The 23,560-nt window shown below is 67.8% G+C and carries 22 protein-coding genes, 3 tRNA genes and 1 riboswitch; of the genes, 12 read left to right on the top strand and 13 right to left on the bottom strand.

From position 1 onward, the window contains the following. Window positions 1–40: 40 nt before the first annotated feature. The 5 genes from ACOQPE_RS10435 to ACOQPE_RS10415 are packed head-to-tail and all read right to left on the bottom strand — an operon-like array spanning window position 41 to window position 3,789. A complete protein-coding gene (locus ACOQPE_RS10435) occupies window positions 41–502 on the bottom strand; it encodes a hypothetical protein (RefSeq protein WP_420608847.1) in 462 nt (153 codons plus the stop codon). Next, window positions 495–1,412 (bottom strand): HAD family hydrolase, encoded by a 918-nt coding sequence (locus ACOQPE_RS10430; protein WP_420608846.1) that lies wholly within the window; start codon window positions 1,410–1,412, stop codon window positions 495–497. Before ACOQPE_RS10430 ends, ACOQPE_RS10435 begins: the two co-directional genes overlap by 8 nt. Before the next feature lie 58 nt (window positions 1,413–1,470). After that, complete coding sequence (locus ACOQPE_RS10425) at window positions 1,471–2,328, bottom strand: hypothetical protein (RefSeq protein WP_420608845.1); 858 nt, start codon at window positions 2,326–2,328, stop codon at window positions 1,471–1,473. Next, the gene (coaE, locus tag ACOQPE_RS10420; protein ID WP_420608844.1) at window positions 2,325–2,951 is read right to left on the bottom strand and encodes a dephospho-CoA kinase; all 627 of its coding nucleotides are present in this window, start codon (window positions 2,949–2,951) and stop codon (window positions 2,325–2,327) included. Before coaE ends, ACOQPE_RS10425 begins: the two co-directional genes overlap by 4 nt. Window positions 2,952–3,009: 58 nt before the next feature. Further along, window positions 3,010–3,789, bottom strand: coding sequence for a TIGR03084 family metal-binding protein (locus tag ACOQPE_RS10415; protein WP_420608843.1), 780 nt, complete (start codon window positions 3,787–3,789; stop codon window positions 3,010–3,012). A 98-nt stretch (window positions 3,790–3,887) separates the two neighbouring features. On the opposite strand from ACOQPE_RS10415, the gene ACOQPE_RS10410 reads away from it, so the two are divergent. Continuing rightward, window positions 3,888–5,978 (top strand): acetoacetate--CoA ligase, encoded by a 2,091-nt coding sequence (locus ACOQPE_RS10410; RefSeq protein ID WP_420608842.1) that lies wholly within the window; start codon window positions 3,888–3,890, stop codon window positions 5,976–5,978. After that, on the top strand, window positions 5,975–6,421 hold the full coding sequence (locus ACOQPE_RS10405) for a hypothetical protein (RefSeq protein ID WP_420608841.1): 447 nt from the start codon (window positions 5,975–5,977) through the stop codon (window positions 6,419–6,421). The genes ACOQPE_RS10410 and ACOQPE_RS10405 overlap by 4 nt, the downstream gene beginning before the upstream one ends. Before the next feature lie 15 nt (window positions 6,422–6,436). Here ACOQPE_RS10405 and ACOQPE_RS10400 read toward each other — a convergent pair whose 3' ends face one another. From ACOQPE_RS10400 to ACOQPE_RS10385, 4 genes are all read right to left on the bottom strand, one after another. After that, window positions 6,437–8,095 (bottom strand): ABC transporter permease, encoded by a 1,659-nt coding sequence (locus ACOQPE_RS10400; RefSeq protein WP_420608840.1) that lies wholly within the window; start codon window positions 8,093–8,095, stop codon window positions 6,437–6,439. A gap of 28 nt (window positions 8,096–8,123) precedes the next feature. Further along, on the bottom strand, window positions 8,124–9,257 hold the full coding sequence (locus ACOQPE_RS10395) for a thiamine ABC transporter substrate-binding protein (RefSeq protein ID WP_420608839.1): 1,134 nt from the start codon (window positions 9,255–9,257) through the stop codon (window positions 8,124–8,126). Further along, window positions 9,245–9,353: riboswitch (TPP riboswitch) on the bottom strand. It overlaps the preceding gene by 13 nt. A gap of 62 nt (window positions 9,354–9,415) precedes the next feature. After that, the gene (locus ACOQPE_RS10390) at window positions 9,416–10,483 is read right to left on the bottom strand and encodes a 6-phosphofructokinase (protein ID WP_420608838.1); all 1,068 of its coding nucleotides are present in this window, start codon (window positions 10,481–10,483) and stop codon (window positions 9,416–9,418) included. Between the two features lie 127 nt (window positions 10,484–10,610). Then, complete coding sequence (locus ACOQPE_RS10385; protein WP_420608837.1) at window positions 10,611–11,813, bottom strand: CaiB/BaiF CoA transferase family protein; 1,203 nt, start codon at window positions 11,811–11,813, stop codon at window positions 10,611–10,613. Window positions 11,814–11,941: 128 nt separating this feature from the next. Between ACOQPE_RS10385 and ACOQPE_RS10380 the strand changes: the two genes are divergently transcribed. After that, window positions 11,942–12,235: a DUF2442 domain-containing protein gene (locus ACOQPE_RS10380; RefSeq protein ID WP_420608836.1), complete on the top strand. Its 294-nt coding sequence runs from the start codon at window positions 11,942–11,944 to the stop codon at window positions 12,233–12,235. A gap of 249 nt (window positions 12,236–12,484) precedes the next feature. Here the strand turns inward: ACOQPE_RS10380 and ACOQPE_RS10375 are convergent. Beyond that, window positions 12,485–12,558, bottom strand: a tRNA-Val gene (locus ACOQPE_RS10375). A 108-nt stretch (window positions 12,559–12,666) separates the two neighbouring features. Continuing rightward, a tRNA-Cys gene (locus tag ACOQPE_RS10370) sits at window positions 12,667–12,737 on the bottom strand. A gap of 238 nt (window positions 12,738–12,975) precedes the next feature. Here ACOQPE_RS10370 and ACOQPE_RS10365 point away from each other — a divergent pair. The 9 genes from ACOQPE_RS10365 (at window position 12,976) to ACOQPE_RS10325 (ending at window position 21,058) form a co-directional block, all read left to right on the top strand. Then, window positions 12,976–14,145: a DEAD/DEAH box helicase gene (locus ACOQPE_RS10365; RefSeq protein WP_420608835.1), complete on the top strand. Its 1,170-nt coding sequence runs from the start codon at window positions 12,976–12,978 to the stop codon at window positions 14,143–14,145. Between the two features lie 109 nt (window positions 14,146–14,254). Continuing rightward, window positions 14,255–15,493, top strand: a complete 1,239-nt coding sequence (metX, locus tag ACOQPE_RS10360) for a homoserine O-acetyltransferase MetX (RefSeq protein WP_420608834.1) — start codon at window positions 14,255–14,257, stop codon at window positions 15,491–15,493. Then, entirely contained in the window at window positions 15,490–15,699 is a 210-nt protein-coding gene (locus tag ACOQPE_RS10355; RefSeq protein ID WP_420608833.1) for a hypothetical protein, read from the top strand. Before metX ends, ACOQPE_RS10355 begins: the two co-directional genes overlap by 4 nt. Window positions 15,700–15,712: 13 nt before the next feature. Further along, window positions 15,713–15,937, top strand: coding sequence for a hypothetical protein (locus ACOQPE_RS10350; RefSeq protein WP_323672321.1), 225 nt, complete (start codon window positions 15,713–15,715; stop codon window positions 15,935–15,937). A gap of 74 nt (window positions 15,938–16,011) precedes the next feature. Then, window positions 16,012–16,088: transfer RNA gene (locus tag ACOQPE_RS10345), tRNA-Gly, on the top strand. Between the two features lie 22 nt (window positions 16,089–16,110). Then, entirely contained in the window at window positions 16,111–17,070 is a 960-nt protein-coding gene (locus ACOQPE_RS10340) for an SDR family oxidoreductase (RefSeq protein ID WP_420608832.1), read from the top strand. A 386-nt stretch (window positions 17,071–17,456) separates the two neighbouring features. Then, a complete protein-coding gene (locus tag ACOQPE_RS10335; protein WP_420608831.1) occupies window positions 17,457–18,500 on the top strand; it encodes a hypothetical protein in 1,044 nt (347 codons plus the stop codon). A gap of 121 nt (window positions 18,501–18,621) precedes the next feature. Further along, on the top strand, window positions 18,622–19,902 hold the full coding sequence (gene hflX / locus ACOQPE_RS10330; protein WP_420608830.1) for a GTPase HflX: 1,281 nt from the start codon (window positions 18,622–18,624) through the stop codon (window positions 19,900–19,902). Window positions 19,903–19,909: 7 nt separating this feature from the next. Further along, window positions 19,910–21,058: an aminotransferase class I/II-fold pyridoxal phosphate-dependent enzyme gene (locus ACOQPE_RS10325; RefSeq protein ID WP_420608829.1), complete on the top strand. Its 1,149-nt coding sequence runs from the start codon at window positions 19,910–19,912 to the stop codon at window positions 21,056–21,058. A gap of 41 nt (window positions 21,059–21,099) precedes the next feature. Here the strand turns inward: ACOQPE_RS10325 and miaA are convergent, their stop codons facing one another. Then, window positions 21,100–22,050 carry a tRNA (adenosine(37)-N6)-dimethylallyltransferase MiaA gene (gene miaA / locus ACOQPE_RS10320; protein WP_420608828.1) on the bottom strand — a complete coding sequence of 317 codons (951 nt, stop codon included), beginning with the start codon at window positions 22,048–22,050 and terminating at the stop codon, window positions 21,100–21,102. 13 nt (window positions 22,051–22,063) lie between these two features. After that, on the bottom strand, window positions 22,064–23,560 hold the full coding sequence (locus ACOQPE_RS10315) for a MiaB/RimO family radical SAM methylthiotransferase (RefSeq protein ID WP_420608827.1): 1,497 nt from the start codon (window positions 23,558–23,560) through the stop codon (window positions 22,064–22,066).

Genomic DNA, 23,560 nt, shown 5'->3' with positions numbered 1-23,560 from the left:
TGCCCCCTGCTCAGGCTTCGGCTGCAAAGCGCAGACTGCATCACGCTTCGGGCGCAAAACGAAGGAAGATTGCCGTCGTCGGGGCGAAGAACAGTCGCCACGCTTGCAGGATCCCTCCGTTGGGGCCACAGATCAGGCGCGTCTCGGTGCCGGCGGGCAGCTCGACGACCACTCTGGGGCTGAAGATCCACAGCAGTTGCAGACGCAGCGTGTAGCTGCCTGGACGCAGTACGAAGTGCTCGGTCTGGTCGTCGCGGATCTGCCCGACTCGCTGGTTCTCAATGAGAACCTGGTAGCTGCGGATGGTGTCCCGGTAGTGATGGATACGTTCCAGCACGAGTTCGGCGGTCGCCCCGTCGGGCGTGTCGTCCTCAGCGTCGGTTGCGTCGTCGTGGTCGACTACTTCGGGCATTCCCAGGGGCGTGCGCGGGGCCTTGGCATTGTGGTCGGCCATGCCGCGCCGCATTCGCTCCCATACCGAACGGCGCTCCTCCTCAGCCATCGGACCTCCCGTCGGGCGGCGCAGCGGCGAACGCACCGCCGCACCCAGCCGGCGGCCCGCCTTCGGGGGCAAGGATCGCCTCGACAACAGCCGCCACGCCATCGTGCTCATTGCTCGGTGCGACCCGGTCGGCCGCATCGCGGACCGAGTCGGGAGCATTGGACATCGCGACCGCCTGGCCGGCCCAGCGCAGCATGTCGATGTCGTTCAGCCCATCGCCGAATGCCAGGACGTCTGCGGCGTCGAAGCCGTAGCGCTGGCAGATGATCTCCAGCCCCGCCGACTTGCTCACCCCAGCCGCCGCGATCTCGGCCATGTCCAGGCCAGACGGGCGGATCTCGGTGCCGAGCGGCATTTCCGGAGCGAGCTCGTCAATGAGCGTCAGCGTGTCGACGCCGGGGGCATGCACCAGCCACGTCAAAACAGGCCCGTCGACGGCGCCGAGTGCATCGTCGACGCGGTCAACGCTGATGTCTGCAAGCAGGTCGACGGGCATGACCGGAGCGAAATCGTGCTCCCACACGTGCCGGCCGTCGGCCATGTCGAGCCCGAACCGCACGTCTGGCACCAGCTTGCGGGCAATCTCCGCCGCCTCGATGGCCTCGATGTGCGTCATTGCGCGATCGGCGATCTGCTCGCCCGCGACGGCGTCCATCACCACCGCCCCATTGAGACACACCGCATACGACACGCCCGACGCCTGGCGCACTACCGACTGGGCCTGCGGCCACGGGCGGCCGGTGGCCAAAGCGGTGACGACGCCCGCCGCAGCAAGTGCCCGCAGCGCCGAAGCAGTCCGCTCGGTGAGCACGCCATGGCGGTTGATCAGCGTTCCGTCCACATCGAACGCTGCCAGCCGCGGCAAGCCGGCCCGAGGCCGGGCCGGAGCGTTGCGCGGCGGTGTGGTCATGCCCTGCACGGTAGAGGGCCGGTGTGACACGCGGCATGCCTATTTCGGCCCAGCTCGCTCAGTCGAGATAGGCAGCCGTCGCAGTGGCGGTTTGCAGCAGCCGGTCAGTGTCGCCGGCGGTCTCGAAGATCCGGGTGCGGGTCGTCACCAGGTGATCGGTGCGTGCGAGCACTTCGCCGTCGACGCGAAACGGACCGCCGCGGCCCGGCGCCAAGTAATGCACATCGGCGAACACACAGCGTGAGGTGCGCTCGCCGCCAGCCGCCATGCCGGCGAGGTGATTCGCCATGACCTCGGCGACGACGATCGACGCGCCCCCTTGCAGCGAGCCGAAGGAGTTACGGATGCGGTTGTGCATCGGCAGCTCAATGCGCGGCTCGCCGGGCACTGGGGTGACCTGCAAGTAATCGTCGAGCGCGGGCCGAGGATCGAGCTCGTGGTCCTCCCGATAGTCCACCGTGTTCTCGCGCGCTGTGGAATCCACGACCGGCGTGTCGTCGCGCCGGGGCAGGCGCGCATAGGTACAGGTCGAGCGGGCAACCTCGGTTCCCGCTTCATCCGTCACCGAGGTTTCGGTGACCACTTGGTTCCGGCCGACTCGCAACGGCGTGCAGCGAGCGGTCACTGCCTCGCCCTCGGCGCGGGCAGCCAGCACCGTCGACAGGTGCAGCGTGGCCGACCAGTCGGGCGTCACCTGCAGCACGGCGTGATGTCCCGCCACCGAGTCCACCAGCGTGGCTACGGCGCCGAGCCGCAGCCAGCCCCCCTCGGCCAGAGGACCATCGGCGAGGTCGTCGAGGATCGGCATGGTTGCTGTCAGCGTGCCGTCACCCCTCATCTGATGGCTGAGGCGCAGGTGCCGGAGGATGTGGTTCTGCGGCGGGTACCGAGCGGGCGGCGGCGCTTCGGGGCTCATGCAGCGCGCTCGTCTGCCAGACGGCACAGGGCATCCCACAGCTTCTCCGTGGCATCGGCCAACTCGTCGTTCCCGCCGCCGTTGCCGATGACGAAATTGGATACTTCGCGTCGCTGCTCGTCGGTTGCCTGGGAAGCCAGTCGCGCTTTGGCATCTTCGGAGGTCATGCCGCGCTCGATGAGCCGCTCCAGCCGTATGTCGGGCGGCGCCTCGACGGTGACCACGATCTCATAGGGGAAGCGGGTGTCGCGGCCCAGCGTGCTCTCGGTGAGCACGGCCATGTCGAGCACGACGACGTCGGTTGTGCCAGCCTCGCCGATGGACTCGATCCGCTCGTCGAGGAGCTCGTTGATCGCCGGATGGCTGATGTCGTTGAGGTCTGCGAGCTCGTCGGGATCGTTGAACACGATCGAGGCGAGCGCAGGACGGTCGATGCCGCCGTCGGGACCGGCCAGTTCGCTGCCGAACCGCTCGAGCACGGCCTGCACCGCCGACCCGCCGGGAGCGATGATCTCGCGGCCTAAGGCATCGACATCCACCACCGCTGCTCCGTGACCGGCCAGCAGCCGCGCCACCGACGACTTGCCCGCGCCGATTCCGCCTGTCAGACCGACGATCAGCACCGCGCCCCCTGTGCGCGCCTCAGCACTGCCTTCGCCCGAGCGCCGATCCGCATCGCGCTCAGGCGGCGCGGCGGCTCTCGGCGTCGGTCGGCGGCCCGGCGAATGCCTGGGCGATGTCCATCCACCCAGTTGCCAGCGGGCCGGTGACCGACAACCCGGTTTCGGTGTGGTGTCGCCGCTGGGTGACCGCGAGGCAGAACTCGTAGGCGTCGCCGCTCACCCTGTCGGCCGCATCTTCGGGACCCCACGTCCACACGTCCCCGCTCGGGGCATCCAGCTCGACCCGTACCGGTCCCTCAGGTACCTCAAGGCCCCGGTTGGCGTAGCTCCAGCCGCGCGTGCTCACCCCGATGTGGGCAACATGGCGAAGGCGATCGGTGCGAGGCAACTCCCTGCTGTGAGTGTCGGCCACGTCATGCCCGTGCGACCAGGTCTCCATGAGCCGGGCGGTCACGAACGACAGCGCTCCCATGGATGGTCCGAACCAGGGAATCCGGTCCTTGGGATCGAGCGGGCGCACGGCGTCCAGCATCTTGGTGCGCTCGGCACAGAGCCATTCCCAGATCTCCGCCCCGGACATGGAGGCGAAGTCGAATCCGGCTGCGGTGTGCAGATCCATCTCGCCACGCGCGGCAGCGGCCTTGAAGTCGTCGAAGTGCTCGGGATCGACAACGGCCACAGTGGCCACCCAGTCGGTCATGCCCAGATGCACCATGGTCTCGCGGCTGTCCCAGCCCTCCGCAGGCGTGGGCAGGCGCCACTGCTCCTCGCTGAGGTCGCCGACCACGTCGCCGAGCGCGTCGTTCTCTGCCTGAAGGTCGTCGCAGATGCCGTCCATGGGTGGGGACACTACCCGCACGGCTCAGAGCGATTCCGTGGCTGCCGCCTCACCCATCGAAACGGAGGACGTGACAGCGGCTGACTATGTTGCGCTCGATGAGCAGCTCAGCAGACAGCGAGAGTGCCGCAGTCGCCGATGCAAACGTGTTGTGGCGGCCTGATGCCGAGCGACGTGCGGGGACGCAGCTCTGGCAGTTCGCCGAGCAGATCGGATTCGGGCTCGACCGGAACGCCTACGCGAATCTGCATGCGTGGTCCGTGCAGCATCCAGGGGCGTTCTGGCGCGCCGTGTGGGAGTTCTGCGACGGCATCGGCGAGCTCGGCCCCAACTTCGTCTCCGCAGGGTCGCAGGGCGGTGCTGCCTCGACAGCAGGTGGCGCGACGCCAGGCCCTGGTCTGGAGTTCTTCGCCGGCTCCAGCCTGAACATCGCCGAGCACTACCTGCGGCCCGTCACTGCGGGCGGGCCACACGCCGACGACACGGCCCTGGCGTTCATCGGCGAGGACGCAGCGCAGCTGACGATGACGCACGGCGAGCTGCGCGCCGAGGTGGCAGCGTGCCAGCGGGCGCTGGCGGCCGACGGAGTCGGCGTGGGCGACCGGGTGGCCACAATGCTCCCCAACGGCCCCGAAGCGCTCATCGTATTCCTGGCCACGGCGTCGCTGGGTGCCGTGTACTCGTCGGTCAGCCCCGACTTCGGCATCGACGGCGTGCTCGACCGCTTCGGCCAGATCTCCCCGACCGTCATGGTCGCCGTCGACGGCTACTACTACAACGGCGTGCGCCATCACACGGCAAGCAAGGCGGCCGAGGTGGCCGCCAGCCTGGGAACGACGGGTGCGTCCCTGGGGCGGCTCGTTCTTGCTCCGTACGACCGCAGCGCACCCGCTCCATCAGGCGATGTGTCGGGATCGGCGACATCGTGGACAGAGTGGCTGGCGCCTCATCGCGCCGCCGGGGGCGACGACCTGACGTTCGAACGGCTCAGCTTCGACCAGCCGGTGTACATCCTCTACTCATCTGGCACCACCGGGAAGCCGAAGTGCATCGTGCACCGGGCGGGCGGCGCGCTGCTCAAGCTGTGGAGCGAGCAGCGGCTGCACTTCGATGTCCGGCCCGGTGATCGCGTCATGTACTTCACCACCACCGGCTGGATGATGTGGAACTGGCTCGTCGCGGGGCTGGCCAGCGGCGCATCGCTGGTGCTGTACGACGGATCGCCGTTCCATCCGAGCCCAGCGCGGCTGTTCGACGTGGCCGACGACTGGGGCGTCACGCTGTTCGGCGTCAGCGCCAAGTTCATCGAGGGCGCCATGAAGGCCGGTCTGCGGCCGGCGCAGACCCATGCGCTCGACACCGTGCGCACGATCTCCTCCACCGGTTCTCCGCTGGCGCCCGAGGGTTTCGACTGGGTGTACGAGCAGGTGAAGGCCGACGTGCACCTGGCCTCGTTCTCCGGGGGCACCGACATCTGCGGCGGATTCGTGATCGGTGACCCGACGGGCCCGGTCCGCCGCGGCGAGATCCAGGCGGCTGCGCTCGGCCTCGACGTCGACGTGGCCGATGCCGACGGCGCGTCGCTCGGCGCGGGCACGCAGGGGGAGCTGGTGTGTCGCAACGCCTTCGTGTCCATGCCGCTGCGCTTCTGGGACGACCCGGGCGACGCGCGCTACCGATCTGCCTACTTCGAACGCTTCGAGGGCGTGTGGCACCACGGCGACTACGCCGAATGGACGCCCAGCGGCGGGATCATCATCAGCGGGCGATCCGACGCCACGCTGAATCCTGGCGGGGTGCGCATCGGCACCGCCGAGATCTACCGCCAGGTCGACCGGATCGACGAAGTGCTCGAGAGCGTCGTGATCGGCCAGCAGGTCGCGACCGACGAAGGCTCGACAGCCAGCGCGGACACGCGGGTCGTGCTGTTCGTGAAGCTGCGCGAGGGCGTGACGCTCGACAACGAGCTGATGGGCCGGATCCGCTCGCAGATCCGTTCGGGGGCATCGCCTCGCCACGTGCCCGCAGTGATCGCCCAAGTGCCGGCAATCCCGCGCACCCGCTCAGGGAAGCTCGTGGAGCTGGCGATTCGAGACGTCGTGGAGGGCCGACCGGTGGCCAACGTCGAGGCCATCGACGACCCCGACGCGCTCGACCACTTCGCCGATCATCCCGCACTGGAGGCTTGACGGCGTCCACCATGGTGCTGGGTCGGTCAGCCCTGTCGAAGGAGGCCCGGCACATGATCTTCGCCAAGCCCGTAGCGATCTATCTCAAGCTGGTCGCCGCCGCTGTGGTGGTGAACTTCTTCGTGTTCCCGTTCTACGGACCCGGTGACGAACCCGGCGATCCCGCAAACCTCGATGTGTGGAACGTTCTCGACTGGTTCATGGCAGTCGCACTGGCACTGGTGCTGCTCACCACATGGCAGCGGCGGTCGGCGGCCAGCTTCCACGATCGCGGCGCCCGGGCCATGTTCATCTTCGCTGTCGCCGTGACGATCGCCTTCGTCCCGAATTGGTTTCGGGCGATGGTCGACGGCGGCGACAACTTCACGATCTGGCACCTCATCGACACCGCCTTGCCGATCCTGCTGTGGATGGAGGGGCACCGCCTCTGGAAGGCCTCCTAGCCCCTCCAAGGACGCCTAGAACAGCGATTCGTCGGTGCGGCGCAGACCTTCGATCACCAGCACTGACGCAGCCGTCGCGGCCATGAGCACGACAGCGAGCGCCATGGCCTGACCCCGCAGCGTCTCCCCCGGTGTGCCGAGCAGCCGGAACAGCGCCAGCGGCGCGGTGAGCGTGTCGGGCCGCCGAGGCAGGAACGCCGTCGCACCGAACTCGCCCAGTGATACGGCGAAGGCGAATGCCGCACCTACCGCCACCGCTCGGGATGCAATCGGAACGTCGACCTCACGACGAGTGCGCAACGGCGAGGCACCGAGCACCGATGCCGCTTCCCGCAGCCGGTCGTCGATCGAGCGCAGCGTCGGCACCAGCGTGCGGACGACGAACGGCATCCCGACCAGGGCGTGCGCTACAGGAATGATCCACCACGCCGTGCGGAACTCGAGCGGAGGCGTGTCGAGCGCCAGCAGCATTCCGAGCCCCACGGTCACGGCGGACACGCCGAGCGGCAAGGTCAACCCGACATCGAAGAGTCGCCGGAACCGGCTCGCGCCGGCTACCGCCGCGGCGTGCGCCCGGCCCCCCACCACCACGAACGACGCCAATGCGCCGATGCCGGTGGCAATCAACGTCGCCAGCACGGCGAATCCCAGCGAGTGGCGCAGCGCAGCGAGCGCGGTTGTCGGCAGCATCTGCACGCGATCAGCCAGCGCAGCGAAATTGGCCACTCCATACCCGCCGCCGGTCGCGAATGACCGCTCCACCAGCGTGATGATCGGCACGCCCAGCAGCACCATGGCCACTGCGGCATTGACAGCGATCACGCCGCGCCGCGGCCGGGGCGCCGTGCGTCCGGGCGCCCGTCGAGCCACCGCCCGGCGCCGCTCGGCCACACCCGCCAGTGCGACCAGAGCCGCAACGGCAACGAGCTGGCAGAGCGCCAGCGCGGCGGCTGTCGAGAAGTCGAGCCGCGTGATGGCGTACCGGTAGATCTCGGTCTCTACCGTGGCGCGTGTCGGGCCGCCGAGAATCAGGATCACCCCAAACGATGTGAACGAGAACAGGAACGTGACAGCCGCCGAGGCCGCGACCGCAGGCCGCAGGAGCGGCCAAGTCACATAGCCGAACGCGCGCACCGGCGTCGCGCCGAGCACCGCCGCCGCATCCGCGTTGCGACCGTCCAGGCCGGCCCACCACGAGCCCACCGTCCGCACCACCACGGCGTAGTTGAAGAAAACGTGCGCCAGCAGGATCGCCCACACGGTGTGGTGCAGCGACAGGATGCCGTCGTCGAGACCGAAGCGGTCGAAGACTGCTTCGAAGGCACCAGCCACGACCACCGTCGGCAGCACGAACGGAACGGTGATGACGGCGCGAACGATCCGCCGCGTCCTCGGTCGCAGGCGGGCCAGCGCTGCCGCCGCCGGAATGCCGACGGCAAGGGTGAGCGCCGTCGACGCGACGGCCTGCCAGACCGTGAACCACATCACCCCGCGAATCGACGAGCGCCCCAGGAGATCGCCGAGGCTGTTGAGCCCGTCTGCCACCACGGTGAGCACCGGGTAGGCGAAGAACACCGCCAGGAACCCGAGCGGAGCTGCGGCGGCGAGTGCCCAGCCGAGCACTGCCGCCACCTGGCGCCGCCGCGGCGGCCGGGCCACCGTCACATTGCCCATCGCCTCGGCCAGTGGGCGCGCCGTGCGCTCAGCGCAGAACGATCTCCACCCAGCGCTCGGTCCACGCGTCGCGATTGGCCTCGATCTCAGCCGGATCGAGCATGAGCGGGTGCGGCGGCACTGCGGTGTGTTCGACGAACTCAGGCGGGAGGGTCGCGCTCTCGATGACGGGGTAGACGAACATGTTGAGCGGAACATCGTTCTGCCATGTCTCGCTCAGCATGAAATCGATGAGCGCACGCGCCCCGGCTTCGTTGTCGGTGCCCGCCAAGATGCCGGCGAATTCGATCTGGCGGTAACACGACTCGGTGATGACCCCTGTCGGCGCTTCGTCGGTCGGCGGATCGGCGTAGATCACCTCAGCCGGCGGGCTGGAGGCATACGACACGACCATTGATCGTTCGCCCGCGCCGGAGATGAACTCACCGTAGTAAGCGTCCTCCCAGCCGGCGGTAACCGTGACGCCGTTTGCCCGCAAGTCCTCCCAGTACAGCTCCCACCCGTCGCCGAAGGCGGCAATGGTGGCGAGCAGGAAAGCCAGGCCCGGCGAGGAGGTCTCGGGATGCTGCACGACCAACTGGTCGGCGAACTCGGGGAACGTCAGCTCGTCGAGGGTCACGGGCTCCCACGGCACCGCGTCCTTCCAGTAGTTCACGCACACGTCGCCGTAGTCCACCGGGGTGACGCGATGGCGAGGATCGATCTGCAGATCCTCGGGCACGCCGGCAAGCGCAGGCGATTCATACCGCTTGAAGATGCCGGCGTCGAGGCCGCGCTGCAGGAACGTGTTGTCGATGCCGAACAGCACATCGCCCAACGGCGCGCCCTTGGTGAGGATCGCCTCAGCCACCAGCGTGCCGGCATCGCCGACTTCGAGCAGTTCCACCGTCACGCCGGTCTGCGCCGTGAATTCCTCGAGCGTCCCGTCGGACAGGTTGAACGAGTCGTGAGTGATCAGCGTCACGGTCGTGCCTTCGATCGACGGCTCGGTGGTGGTCGTCGCCGGGGCCGCCGCGTCCTCCGCCGGAGATTCGGTCTCGGGAGGCGGAGCTGGAATGTTGGTCTCGGGAGCGTCGCCGTCACCGCAGGCTGCGACCAGCAGCATGGTGGCTGCGACGGCAACAGCGAGACGGTACGGCCTGCGCACTCGGTGGGTGGTCATGTGCTTCCTCCGCTGGCATTACCCAGATCAGGTTCTCGGGTCGGCGGCAGCACTGCTGTCGCCCTCTCAGCCCTCTGGGCTCCCCGGTATGTGTTGTCGCGGTCACCTTACCGTGCGGCCCAGCGTGCGGTGCCGGCCGGCCAGTGTCGGAACCGGCCTCAGAACCAGCGCCGCGAGGTGCGCAGCGGTGTCAGCACCGGCGCCGTGGAGATCAGATCCAGCAGCTCCAACTGGTCCTCGCTGAGATAACGGGTGCGGCCCGCGATCTCGGCGAGCGGCTGCAGGGCGATGCCCGTCGAGTGCACGCCGACCATGCATCCCGATGTGCCCTCCATGAGCACCTCGACCGCTCGGGCCCCGAGCCGGCTGCCAAGCAGCCGGTCGGCCGGCGTCGGCGGCCCGCCGCGCTGGATGTACCCCAGCACTGTCGTGCGCGTGTCGTAGCCCGTGCGCTCCGCCAGCAGATCGCCCACGAATTGCCCCATGCCGTCGAGGATCCGGTTGCCCCATTCGTCGGTGCCGGTGTCTGGCGCCTCGACGCTGCTGTCGGGAACAGCGCCCTCGGCGACCACCACGATCGACGCATTTCGGTCGCGGTGATGCCGTGCAATGAGACGCTCGGCAATGCCGTCGATGTTGAACGGCGCTTCGGGCACGAGGATGGCGGCGGCGCCCCCAGCGATGCCCGCACCGGCCGCTATGTGGCCGGCTTGGCGGCCCATCACCTCGAGCACCATGATCCGGTTGTGCGACTCGGCGGTGGTGTGGAGCCGGTCGACCGCCTCGGTGGCGACGCCCAGCGCCGTGTCGAATCCGATGCAGACATCGGTGCCCTGTACGTCGTTGTCGATCGTCTTGGGCACTGCGATCACCGGGAACCCGGCGTCGGAGAGCCGTGCGGCGGTGATCAGCGTGCCGTCGCCGCCGATCGTCACCAGCGCGTCCACGCCGTCGCGCTCGAGCTGCGCTATCAGCGGCGCCGCACCCTCGGTCTCGAGGCGTCGGCTGCTGCGAGAGGTGCCGAGCATCGTGCCGCCGCGTGGCAGCGCACCCCGCATCGCCTCGGAATCGAGCTTCACGCTGTCGCCGTCGAGCACGCCGTTCCAGCCGCGCCGGTAGCCGATGACGCTGCGATCCATCTCGTGGCCGGCCGCTCGAACGACTCCCCGGATCGCCGCGTTCAGGCCTGCGCAGTCGCCCCCGCCGGTAAGCACCCCGATTCGCACGGGCTCAAGCTAATCGGAGTGCTCACGGGCACTCGCGAGGGCCCATCGCCCGCAGATCCTGCGCTTGCCGCGAGGCCGTCCGACGGGTCGAACAATTGCGAGTCGCCGGCTGCTGGCGCAGGCGAACTCAGGCGGTGACGAGCACCCCGGCAGCTTCGAGCTGGTCGAGCCGTTGGTTGTCATACCCGAGCAGCCCGCCGATGACGTCACGGTTGTCGGCTCCGTGGGCTGCGACATGGCCGTCGGTGCCGATGCCTGAGCCGAGCGCCGGACGTGCGGGTACGGCGAAGCCCGAAGCGGTGTCGGCCAGCAACCCGCGATGCGTAGCCCAATCGGTTCCCGCCAGCTCGGTGAGGGAACGCATCTCGGCCACGCTGAACGGCGTGCCCGCTTCGATGGCTTGCCGGAAGTCGTCCACGTCGGCGAATCCTGCCGCCCACTGGGTCATCTCGTCGTACAGCTCATAGCGGTTGGCCATGCGGGCTGCAGGCGTGGCGAATCGAGGATCATCAGCCAGCTCGGGCCGGCCCATCGCCTTGAGCAGGTCGTCGAACCACGCTGCGGGGTTGCCGGCGATGGCCCACACCCGCCCGTCGGGCAGCACCAAGATCGGGCATTCGTGGGCGAGGCCTGCGTTGGGCCCGTCCCAGCCGCCCGCCAGCTCCAGCGCCGACCACTCTTGGATGTACACCATCGCTTCCACCATGCACACGTCGATGTGGCCGCCCCGGCCCGTCCGTGCCGCCTTCACCAGCATGGCGTTGACGGTTGCGGCCGCCGACATCGCTGTCACGATGTCGCCCACCACCAGCGGCGGGTTCTCGGGTCGGGCGCCGGTCTCGCGGACGGCGTAGTCGATGTAGCCCGACTCCATGTGGCCGACAGGTGCGTATGCCCGCTTGTCGGCCCACGGTCCGGTCTGGCCGAATCCGGTGACCGAGCAGTACACGAGCGCGGGGTGCGCGGCGCACATCTCGTCGGGCCCGAGCCCGAACTTGGCCATCACGCCGGGCCGGTAGTTCTCCACCACCGCATCGCAGCGGCCGACGAGTTCCCGCACCAGCTCCGGCGCCCCGGGCGCCCGCAGGTCGATCGAGCAGAAGCGCTTGCCGGCGTTCTGCTGGGAGAAGTACGGGTTGACATCGCCCGGGACATAGGGCGGGAATGTCCGACTCAGATCGCCGTCCGTCGGCTCGATCTTGATGACCTCTGCACCCATGTCGGCCATCATCCGGGTAGCCAGCGGCCCCGCCACCACACGCGTGAAGTCCAACACCCGGATGCCCTCAAGCGGCCGCTCCCCCGCCTTGTCCGCGCTGCTGTCGCTCATAGCGCCGCGAATTCTGGCACGCCTCGCGGCTGCCCGTCCTATTCGACTCTGCTCAGCCCTTTAGCCTGTGTCATGGAGGGGGTTCTCAGCCTGCGTCCCGTCGCAGGGGATGTCCCCGGAGACTCGACATGTCGGATGACCAGCTGCACCCCGTCGCGATAGAAGCGCGAAGCGATTACCGGCTGTGGGTCCGCTTCGATGACGGTGTCGAAGGCGAGATCGACCTATCCCATCGCGCCGGACGTGGCGTCTTTGCAATCTGGAACGAGGGCGGCGTATTCGAGTCGGCGAGCATCACGCCCCATCGCACGATCCGCTGGTCTGACGACGCAGAAGTCTGTGCCGACGCCGTCTACCTCGAGATCACCGGCCGCGAACCCGAGGAGATCCTGCCGGGCCTGCGGGCCTTGGCGGATGCCTGAACACCGACAACTAGCGTGCGGCTAGATGAGCGACCAGCAGGCTTCCGGGTTGCGGAAGTTCTGGCGTGAGTGGTTGGGGGCTGATAGTCGCCCTCGTGATATTGCGGGTAGTCAGGTGGTTGACAGATTGGCCGTGGTGGTACTTCAGCCTGCCTGCCGCAGTTGTGTGCGTCGGGGTGCTTGCGTGGGAGTGGCGGGCTGGCAGGTTGCGGTTTCAGAAATTCTGGCGACGCGGCGATTAGCCCGGGGTGGGCGATACAGGAGTCGAACCTGTGACCTCTTGCGTGTCATGCAAGCGCGCTAACCAACTGCGCCAATCGCCCGAAGGGCGATGCAAGCTAACGCAGCGCCCTGAGGGCGACTCACGCTAGCACCCTGCCCATATGGCTCGGCCGACGCCTTCAGCCTGCTCGAGGTCCGGTCGGCCGGCGAGGCGGAGACCGGATTCGAACCGGCGTACACGGCTTTGCAGGCCGCTGCCTAACCACTCGGCCACTCCGCCCGGGACTTCGCAGGGTAGTGGTCTGCCCCCCGAATGACGGCAGCATTTCCAGCGGCGTGCGCTGCGGCGCACTGGTAGCCAGACGGTGCGGCGCAGGCCTTGCTCCGCCTCCCCGCACCGCTGCTCCCATACACTCGGCAGCCAAGGCAGTTCGCCGTGTGGCCCCACTGCCCAGCGTTGTCGCAGTTCGCGTAGCTGGCAGCGCAACCCTTGGGCCACGACCTTCGAAAAGACCCCCGTGACAACATTCAGTGAACTAGGCGTACCCGAACCCCTCTGCGACACCCTGGCTGACCAAGGAATCACCGAGCCGTTCGCCATCCAGGAATTGACCATCGGCGAAGCACTCGCCGGCCGGGACGTCTGCGGCAAAGCCAAGACGGGTTCGGGCAAGACGCTGGCGTTCAGCCTGCCCATGCTGGCGCTGACGCCGCGTGCTGCCGACGGCCACCCCACCACCCTCATGCTCACGCCGACCCGCGAGCTGGCGAACCAGATCGCCGCCGTGGTCGAGCCGCTGGCCAAGGCTGCCGACCTGCGGTCGATCGCCACCTACGGCGGCACCAACCTCGATCGGCAGATCGAGCTGCTGTCGGGCGGCATGGACGTCGTCATCGCCACCCCCGGACGGCTCATCGATCTCATCGACCGCGGTGCCGTCAATGTGTCGGGCATCCAGCGGGTGGTGGTCGACGAAGCCGACCGGATGGCCGACATGGGGTTTCTGCCCCAGGTCGAGTGGGTGCTGCGTCACATCGACGGCCAGCATCAGACGCTGCTGTTCTCGGCGACGCTCGACGGCGTGGTGGACACGCTGGTCAAGCGGCACCTGCGAGACCCGGTCTTCCACGAAGTCACCGAACGCGAGGTGACTGTCTCGGAGATGGGGCACCTGTTCCTGTCGGTGCACAAGATGGACCGGGTACGGGTCGCCGCCCGCATCATCGAGGCGAACGGGCGCACGCTGCTGTTCACCCGCACGAAGCGGGGCGCCGACCAGCTCACCCGTGAGCTGCGAGAGGCCGGGGTGCAGGCAGGCGCCATCCACGGCGACCTGCCCCAGGTCAAGCGGGAGCGTGCGCTCGCCAGCTTCGCCAAGGGCAAGCTGACTGCGTTGGTGGCTACCGATGTCGCCGCCCGCGGGTTGCACATCGATGAGGTCGACGTGGTGGTGCACTACAACGTGCCCCCCGAGCACAAGACCTACCTGCACCGCTCCGGTCGGACGGCTCGCGCGGGCCGCAGCGGCACCGCCGTCACCATGTTCCTGTGGGACGAAGAGCTCGAGGTGCGCCAGCTGCAGCGCCGGCTCGGCCTGCGGTTGCGGCTGCACGACATGTTCTCGAACGACGAGCGTCTTGACGATCTCGCGGCGTTCGCAGCCAGCAGCGACAACGCCAGCCGCTGAAAACGGCTTTAGACGGACCGGGGCCTACCGGTACCCTTGCCTATCCAGCGGCAATCTGGCCGCTGGAACCCGGCCTCCGGAATCGAAGGCCCAGGACGAAGGCTCAGCTGTGGACAGTGCGAGGCGCGCGAGCGCCCCGAACGACGATGCGGCGGCCTGGCCGCTGCCCGCCTCGGGTGCATGGCACCCGGGCCTCGGCGCGGGCGAGCGGCAGTTCTTCGAGCTGTCGCCGGATCGTCCGTTCACGCTGGAGGGCGGCGGTGTGCTCCACAAGCCGGTGCTCGCGTATGAGACCTGGGGCGCACTCGATGCTGACGCTTCCAACGCCGTGCTGGTCTGCCATGCCCTGACCGGCGATGCGCACGCTCATGGCGCAGCACACCCGCCTGCTCAGATCACTGAGGGCTGGTGGAACGACTTCATCGGCCCCGGCCGCCCGCTCGACACCAACCGCTACTTCATCGTGTGCGCCAACGTGCTCGGCGGCTGCCAAGGCAGCACCGGCCCGTCGTCGTTGAACCCGTCCACCGGCGATCGCTACGGGCCCGACTTTCCCGTGGTCACCAACCGCGACGTCGTGCGTTCGCAGTGGGCGCTCGGCCGGCACCTCAGCATCGACCGTTGGCTCAGCGTCGTCGGCGGCTCGATGGGGGGCATGGCCGTGCTGGAGTGGGGCATCACCTACCCCCAGCGGGCCGGCTCGCTGGTCGTGATCGCCGCGTCAGCGGAGGCATCCGCGCAGCAGATCGCCTGGAGCAAGGTCGGACGGCAGGCGATCTATGACGACCCCAACTTCAGGGGCGGTCGCTACTACGACGCACCCGACGGCGACGGGCCCCATCGTGGTCTCGCCAATGCACGGCGGATCGCCATGATCCACTACCGCTCCGGCGACGAGTTCGATCGCCGGTTCGCCCGCCACAGCGAAGACCCGGTGCTGCCGCTGCGCCTCGAGCAGCGCTTCGACGTCGAGAGCTATCTCGACTACCAGGGAGCGAAGTTCGTGCCTCGCTTCGACGCCAACACCTACCTGGTGCTCAACAAGATGATGGACCTGCACGATGTCGGGCGGGGCCGCGGCGGCATCGATGCCGCGCTCGCACGCATCGTGGCGCCAACCATGGTGATGAGCGTGCGCACCGATTTCCTGTACCCACGACCCCAGCAGCTCAGGATTGTCGAGGCGCTGCGCAGCCGGGAGGCTATGCGAGTCGAGCACGTCGACATCGACAGCGACAACGGCCATGACGGCTTCCTCACCGAGCCCGACCAGACCGGCCCGCCGATGGGCGAGTTCATCGACGACATCTACAAGAGCGCTGCGGGCCCGCCGGGAGCCACCCGTTGATCGCCAGCGGCACCGCGCTGCTGGCCGATGGGCATGCCAACGTGCCGTCGGAAGCCGTGGGCTCGGGCCTTGGCGTGTGGTGGCTGCTGGTTGCGGTGCTGGGCCTGCTCACCGTGGCGTGCGGAACCGGATTCGTCGTGTACCTGCGGCGGACGGCCCCGCAGCGGTGGCAAGGTGACGTGAGCACCGCGGCCGAGCCATCATGAGAGCCAGAACGACATGAGCGAGAACTTCGACCCACAGGAAATGATCACCCGCTTCGCCGAGCGTGCCGAGGCGGTGCGCAAGCGCAACCTGCCCGCCATCGGGGGCGAGGAGCGGCGTCACTTCATCCGTCAGGCCGAGCTCGACTTCATGGACTACGCCATGATCGGCGATGCCACCGCCACGCTCGACGACGGGATCCTGACGCTGCGGATCGACCTGCGGCCCCCTGCCGAGTAACCCGTCCGAACGCGGCTCTACCCCGCCAGATCCACGGGTCTCTGCGATAGGCGCTTGCTACAGTGATCCGCCGCGCGGATGTAGCTCAGTTGGTTAGAGCGCAACCTTGCCAAGGTTGAGGTCGCCGGTTCGACCCCGGTCATCCGCTCCAAGTTCCATCACAGGAGAACAACATGGGTGCACTTGACGGACGTGTCGTGCTGATCACCGGCGCCGGCCGCGGCATCGGTCGTGAGCATGCGCTGCTGATGGCGTCGGAGGGGGCGAAGATCGTCGTGAACGATCTCGGCGGCTCCGCCGACGGCACCGGCGCAGACCAGGGACCTGCGCAAGAGGTGGTGTCCGAGATCGAGGCCATGGGCGGTGAGGCCGTAGCGAACGGCGACAGCGTCACCGACTGGGAGGGCGCCCAGCGCATGGTGAATCAGGCCGTCGAGGCCTTCGGCGACCTGCACGTGCTGGTCAACAACGCAGGGATCCTGCGCGACCGTGTCGTGGTCAACATGACCGAGCCGGAGTGGGATGCCGTCGTGGAAGTGCACATGAAGGGCCACTTCTGCCCGACCCGGTGGGCGGCTGCGTATTGGCGCGAGCAGTCCAAGGCGGGCAAGGAAGTCAACGGCTCGATCATCAATACGGCATCGGGCGCGATGCTCGGCAACCTGGGTCAGTTCAACTACACGGGCGCCAAGGCGGGCATTGCTGCGATGACGCTCGTGGCTGCGGGCGAACTGGCCCGCTACAACGTGCGCGTCAACTGCCTGGCGCCGGTGGCACGGACACGCCTGACGCTGCAGACGCCCGGGCTGGGCGACGTAGTGAAGGCGCCCGACGACCCCGCGCAGTTCGATGTGTACGACCCGGCAAACGTCAGCCCGCTGGTGGCGTACCTCTCAACCGAAGACTGCCCGTTCACAGGCGGGGTATTCCATGTGGGCGCCAACGAGGTCGGCCTCTATCAGGGCTGGTCACTCGCCGATGACGACATCATCGTCACTGAGGGGCGCTGGACCGTCGAAGGTCTGACCACCATGGCTCCCCGGCTGAACGAGGGCCGTTCGAAGCTGGCCTCAGTGGCAACGTCGATCGGCGACACGTTCAAGAACTACGGACAGCGCGAGCCGACGGCGTAGCGTTTCGGGCAACGACCCGACTCTGTGTGAACGGCAGCTTTGCTGGGAAGCCGCGGGTCACGACCAGAAGTGCAGGACGTCCAACAACCAGTCCGCCCGGCGCCGGATCTCTCGCCACGCACGTCTCGGCCACTGCTCGCGCTCACTGGCCACGCCAACACGGTAGCCACGATGCGCTGGCTCTGGACGCTCCACCGGGGTGGTCGGGGCAGGGGCACCCATGCTCAAACAGATGAAGCGCTTTGTGGTCACGTCGCGTGGGCTTGGGGGCGCTTCATAACTGCGCGTGGGCACCCCTGCCCCCGCCCACCCCTCGTCGGTCCGTTTCTTCGCCTTGCGTGCTAATTCGCTCGTGGATTTTCGGGTCCAGGTGTGACAATGGGTGCGTGGCGCAACTCACGCTCGCTCGATACGAGGCGCAAGGCAACGATTTCCTGATCGCACTCATGAGCGGGCGCGAACTCGAATTGCTCGACCGAGCGTTGGCAGCGCGCGGTCTGGATCGGGCAGCCGTGGCGCAGTCCATTTGTGACCGTGCAACTGGCGTCGGGACTCGCCCGAGCTATCGACACTCCCGTGGTGCTGATGGGTTCATCATCGGTCTTGATCGCAGACCTCGGGACAGCGTACGAATGCACCTGCTGAATTCGGACGGCTCATTTGCAGAAACCAGCGGCAACGGACTCGCCTGCCTTGCGCAGGCGTCGCACGACGCAGGAATCATCGGTTCCGGTCCCCTACAAGCCTTCGAGACAGACGCCGGAGAGCAACACTGCACCGTGTGGCACGCGAAGCAAGCTCCCGATCCGGAATCTGCACAAAGTGCGGGGGCCGATGAATGGTTTGTTGAGGTTGCGATGCCGGTAGTGGTCGAAGGTCCAGAGATACCTCCTGAACTCGAAGATCGCATTCGCGGTACTTTCGGTGGCGATCTTCGACACCTCGGCACCGGCAGCGTGGGGAACCCACACCTCGTGATCGCGCTTCGCCGTCCGCCAGTGAGCGTTCCTGTACCTGAGCTGAGCAAGCATGCTGCTGATCTGGGCGAATGTGTGGCCCGGCTCGGCCGCATCTACGAGACGTATTTCCCGGATGGCATCAATGTTGAGTTCATCTGGCCCTTCAGGCCCAATCCCGTTCAGCGCGATCAGGCTTGGACACTCCAGATGTCAGTGTGGGAACGCGGCGCTGGCCTAACCGTTTCCTGCGGCAGCGGCTCCGTCGTGGCGGCCACGCTGGCTCGACGCTGGGGCTTTGTGCGTGACATCAATGAGGTCGACATTTGGACTGCACCCGTGAGCGACAGCAACGGAATGCACGGCGAGAGCCTTCAGATTCGGGTTCGCACGAATCCACCGCCGCAACTACGCGTGATTGCTGAGCGGATCGAGACGGGTATCTCGTTTGAACTCGACAGCATCGGGGCATAGCTCCATGGCCTCGCAAACCCCTGCAGCCGACCGCCAAGACGACGAGTCGCATCGGGGGGGGTTTGGGGAGTTTGGGGGGGCTGAATCGGGGCTGATTGATCGGGCTTTTCGGGAGCAGATCGTGCTGGTGGGGGTGCAGCTGGCGGAGCGGACTGCTGACGAGGTGGACGCCAATCTTGACGAGCTGGAACGGTTGGTGGACACCGCGGGCGCGGATTCGGTGGAGCGGATCGTTCAACGGCGGGATGCGCCCGATCCGGCGACGTTCGTGGGACGGGGGAAGGCCGACGAGATCCTGGATGCGTCGCTTGAGCACGATGCCGACACCGTGGTGTTCGACGACGAGCTGTCGCCAGCGCAGCAGTTCAACCTGGAGCGCATTCTGAAACGCACCGCGCTCGACCGCACCGCGGTCATTCTTGACATCTTCGCCCAGAACGCCACGACGCTCGAAGGCAAGGCGCAGGTGGAGTTGGCACAGCTCCGCTACCGGCTGCCGCGATTGCGCGGCCGCGGGCGGCAGCTGTCCCAGCAGGCTGGCGGGATCGGCACGCGAGGACCGGGCGAGACCCAGCTCGAGGTGGATCGCCGACGGATCCAGCGGCGGCTGGCGCGACTCGAGAAGGATCTGCGCGGGCTGCGGCGGACCCGGCTGAACCAGCGCAAGTCGCGCCGGCGCTCCCGCTACCACACGGTCGCGATCGTGGGTTACACCAATGCTGGCAAGTCGACCCTGCTGCGGCGCCTCACCGGCGCCAACGTGCTGGTGGAAGACCGATTGTTCGCCACGCTCGACGCCACCACCCGGCGGCTGCAACTGCCCGGCGGCGAGACAGTGCTGATCACCGACACAGTCGGCTTCATCAAGAAGCTGCCGACATCGCTGGTGGAGGCCTTCATGTCGACGCTGGAGGAGGTGGCCGAGGCCGACCTGCTGGTGCACCTGGTCGACGCCTCAGCGGCGGAACCGGAGATGCACATCGATGTGGTGCGCTCCGTGCTGCGCGAGATCGGCGCCGGCGACGTCGAAGAGCTCATCGCATTCAACAAGTGCGATGCCGCTGACGACGGCACAGTCGGACAGCTGCTGGAGCGCTACGAGGGCTCCCATGCGATCTCGGCCAGCAGCGGCGACGGCGTCGAGAATCTCCTGCTTGCTGTCGGCGACCGGCTCCGGCACCTCACCGAGGTCACCGAACTGCGCATCCCCTACTCCCGCGGCGACACTCTCGCGGCTGTCCACCGGGAAGGCGAAGTGCTCTCGGAAGCTCATGACGACCATGGGACCGTGGTGCGTGCACGACTCGACGCCGTCTCCCGCAGCCTGTTCGCCGAATTCGCGACCGGAACCGCTGACGACGGCACCCCTTCAGATGTTGCCCGCGGCAACGGCGCGCAATGATGTCGCGGTGAACGCATCTGTCGGATACGTGCCGCCGCCGTATCCCTATGACCGGTTGGACGAGCTGAAACCGCTCGCTGATCGGCACGATGGCGGGCTGGTGGACCTCTCCATCGGCACGCCGGTGGATCCGCCCACGCCGGCTGTGCTGGCGGCGCTGGGTGGGTCGGATTCCGAGCGTGGCTACCCGCCGTCGATCGGCACGCCCGAGCTTCGGGAGGCCGCTGCGCATTGGTGCGCGGAACGGCTCGGTGTGCAGGTGGACAGCGGTACCGAGGTGGCAGCAACGATCGGCTCGAAGGAGTTCGTGGCCGGGCTGCCGCACTGGCTGAGACTTCGCACGCCCGAGCGCGACACCGTGCTGTTCCCTGAAGTGAGCTATCCCAGCTATGCGATGGGAGCTGAGCTGGCCGGCTGCCGGGCAGTGCCCGTGCCGGCTGACGAGCACTGGTCGATCCAGCTCGACGCCATCTCCGACGCCGACGCCGAACGGGCTCTGGTGCTGTGGGTGAACACGCCGGGCAACCCTGCAGGAGGCCTGGACGATCTCGACGCTGCTGCGCGCTGGGGACGCGAACGGGACGTGCCTGTCTTCAGCGATGAGTGCTACGCCGAGTTCACCTGGGACGGACCTCCGCGCACGATCCTGACACAGGCCGGAGTCGACACCGCCGCAGTGGTGCGAGCAACGGTTGACGGGGTCGTCGCTGTGCACTCCTTGTCCAAGCGGTCGAATCTGGCGGGTGTGAGGGTGGGCTTCTACGCAGGCGATCCCGAGCTCGTGCACTACCTGCGGGAGGTTCGCAAGCACGCCGGCTTCATGGTGCCGGGCCCGGCGCAGGCGGCAGCGGTCGCAGCGCTGGCCGACCAAGTCCATGTCGCTGAACAGCGAGAGCGATACCGGAACCGGCTGGAGCGCCTCGCTCGCATCGTCGGCCGATTCGGACCCGAACCCGCGCTGCCACGCGGCGGGTTCTACCTGTGGGCTACAGCCCCCGATGGCGACGCGTGGGCGTTCACTCGCACGCTGCTCACTGAGGTGGGCATTCTCGTATCGCCGGGTGAGTTCTACGGATCGGCCGCAGCTGATCGTGTCCGGGTAGCCGCCGTGCTGACCGATGACGCCCTCGACATGGTCGAATCCCGCCTGAGCTAAACCTTCGATTGAAACTTGAAGCTTGGTGCGGCCAAGTGCCTTCAGGATTCAAGCTGCTGTATTTGGTCGGCCATCTCCGCAGGGCTTCCGTGCGAGATCCAGGTGATCCTGGGGTCGCGGACGAACCAGCGCTGCTGGCGGCGGGCAAATCGCCGGGTACGTGCGACGGCGACGTTGAGTGCTTCGTCGAGCGTGCATTCCCCTGCCAGGTGCGCTCGCAGCTCCTTGTAGCCGAGAGCTTGCGCAGCCGTACGCGACAGCGGCCGAGCAGCGAGCCGGCGCACCTCTTCGAGCATTCCCTGCTCCATCTGTTGGCGGTACCTGTCGCCGATGAGCTCGTCCAGCGCCGCCCGACCGGCATCGATGCCCACGATCCGGAACGGGACCTCGGGATAGCTCTGCAACCCCGGCCCGAATGACGAGAACGATCGGCCGGTTCCGAGGCACACGGAAAGGGCTCGGACGATCCGTCGCAGGTTCGTCGGCTCCATGCGTGAGGCTGCCAGCGGGTCCAGCTCGACCAGCCGGCGGTGCAGAGCGACGGTCCCCTCGGGCTCACCTGCTGCACACGCCTCGGCTTCCAGCTCGGCGGCGATGTCGGCGAACTCGGGGGGCGGCGTGAGACCATCGACGACGGCACGCAGGTACAGGCCGGTGCCGCCGACCAGCAGCGCGGCAGCGCCCCTGCCGGTGATGTCGGCCATGGCCGCTTCGAACGCAGTGGCGTAGTCGACCACAGTGAACCGCTCTGCGGGATCGACAAGGTCGATGAGGTGGTGCGGCACGTCGGCCTGCTCGGCGGCCGTGGGCTTGGCGGTGCCGATGTCCATGCCCCGGTACACCTGCATCGAGTCAACCGACACCAATTCCGTCGTACCCGCGATGTCCGGCCGCGAGTGGGTTCGCCTGGCCAGTTCCAGCGCAAGCGCCGACTTGCCCGACGCCGTCGGGCCCACGATGACCAGGGGCCGATGGCCGCTGTCACCACCCATGGCGTCGCGCCTCTCAGCGGGCAGCAACCGGAATGCGGGTGCGGTGTCGCGCTGGGGCGGTGACCTCAATGAGTTCACCGCTGAGGTGGAAGGTGGCAGCGCCGGTGACCCGCACCCGTGCGTAGGTGCCCGTCCGCAACGGCTCATCAGCGGCAAAGTGCACGAGGCGGTTCTGCCGGGTGCGACCGGTGAGCGTGCCCGGATCTCGCTTTGACGGTCCCTCCACCAGCACCTCTTCGATGCGACCCACCCGTGACTCGTTGCCGAGGCGAGCTGATCGCTCGATCACGGTTCGCAGCCGCTCCATGCGTTCGGCCGATACACGGGGGTCCACGAACTGATCGGCCAGCTCAGCGGCTTCGGTGCCCGGCCGTGGCGAGAAGACGAACGTGAACGCGCTGTCGAATTGGGCCGTCGCAGCCAGTTCGAGCGTGTCCGCGAAGTCGCGCTCGGTCTCGCCGGGAAAGCCCACGATGATGTCGGTGCTGACCGCGAGGTCGTCGACGGCGGCACGGGCGGCCGCCAGCCGCTCCAGGTAACGCTGGGCGCTGTAGCCCCTGTGCATTGCCCTCAGCACTTCGTCGCTGCCGGACTGCAGGGGCAGGTGCAGGTGCTCGCACACCGCGGGCGTCTCGGCCACGGCTGCGATGACATCGGCTCGCAGGTCCTTCGGGTGTGGGCTGGTGAAGCGCACGCGCTCGATGCCATCGACCGCGCCGACCGCCCGCAGCAGATCGCCGAACAGCGGGCGGGCCGTGCGCCGCCCGCTGGTCCAGACCTCGCCAGCCCGCCACGCAGCTTCAGCGGCGGCGTCCGCACCGGGTGAGCCGTTCGTGGGGCGGAGCGCCAGGGTCACGTCGCGGCCGTAGCTGTTGACGTTCTGGCCCAGCAGGGTCACCTCGCTGACGCCGTCGGCTGCCAGGCGGCGCACCTCGTCGATGAGCTCGCCGAACGGTCGGGAGATCTCCCGACCCCGCACCGAGGGCACGATGCAGAACGCGCAGGTGTTGTCGCAGCCGATCTGGATCGTGACCCATGCGGCGTGCTGGGCATCCCGTCGAACCGGCAGGGCCGAGGGGAACTCGTCGGACTCGGCCAGGATCTCCGTCACCGGACCCGAAACACGGGCCTCGCTCAGCAGGTCGGCAGCACGGGCCACGTTGTGCGTGCCGAACACCACGTCGACGTGGGGCGCCCGCTGGCGCACGAGATCCTGATCCTTCTGCGCGAGGCAGCCGGCGACGGCGATCTGTACCTCGGGTCGTTCCTCTTTGAGGCGCTTGAGGTGTCCGAGCTGCCCGTAGAGCTTGTTGTCGGCGTTCTCGCGGATGCAGCAGGTGTTGAGCACGATGACGTCGGCGTCGGCCATCGTCGTCGCGGCCACGAGATCGTCGGCTTCCAGCAGGCCGGCGATCCGCTCGGAGTCGTGCTCGTTCATCTGGCACCCGTAGGTGCGCACGAAGTAGCTGCGCCGGCCCGCGTTCTCGCCCACTTGCTCGCCCGCAGTCAC

The organism is Candidatus Poriferisodalis sp. (assembly GCF_965219595.1).
Classification (GTDB): domain Bacteria; phylum Actinomycetota; class Acidimicrobiia; order Acidimicrobiales; family Poriferisodalaceae; genus Poriferisodalis.
Note: the sequence above shows the minus strand (reverse complement) of the source record. Positions and strands in the feature narration are given on the sequence as shown.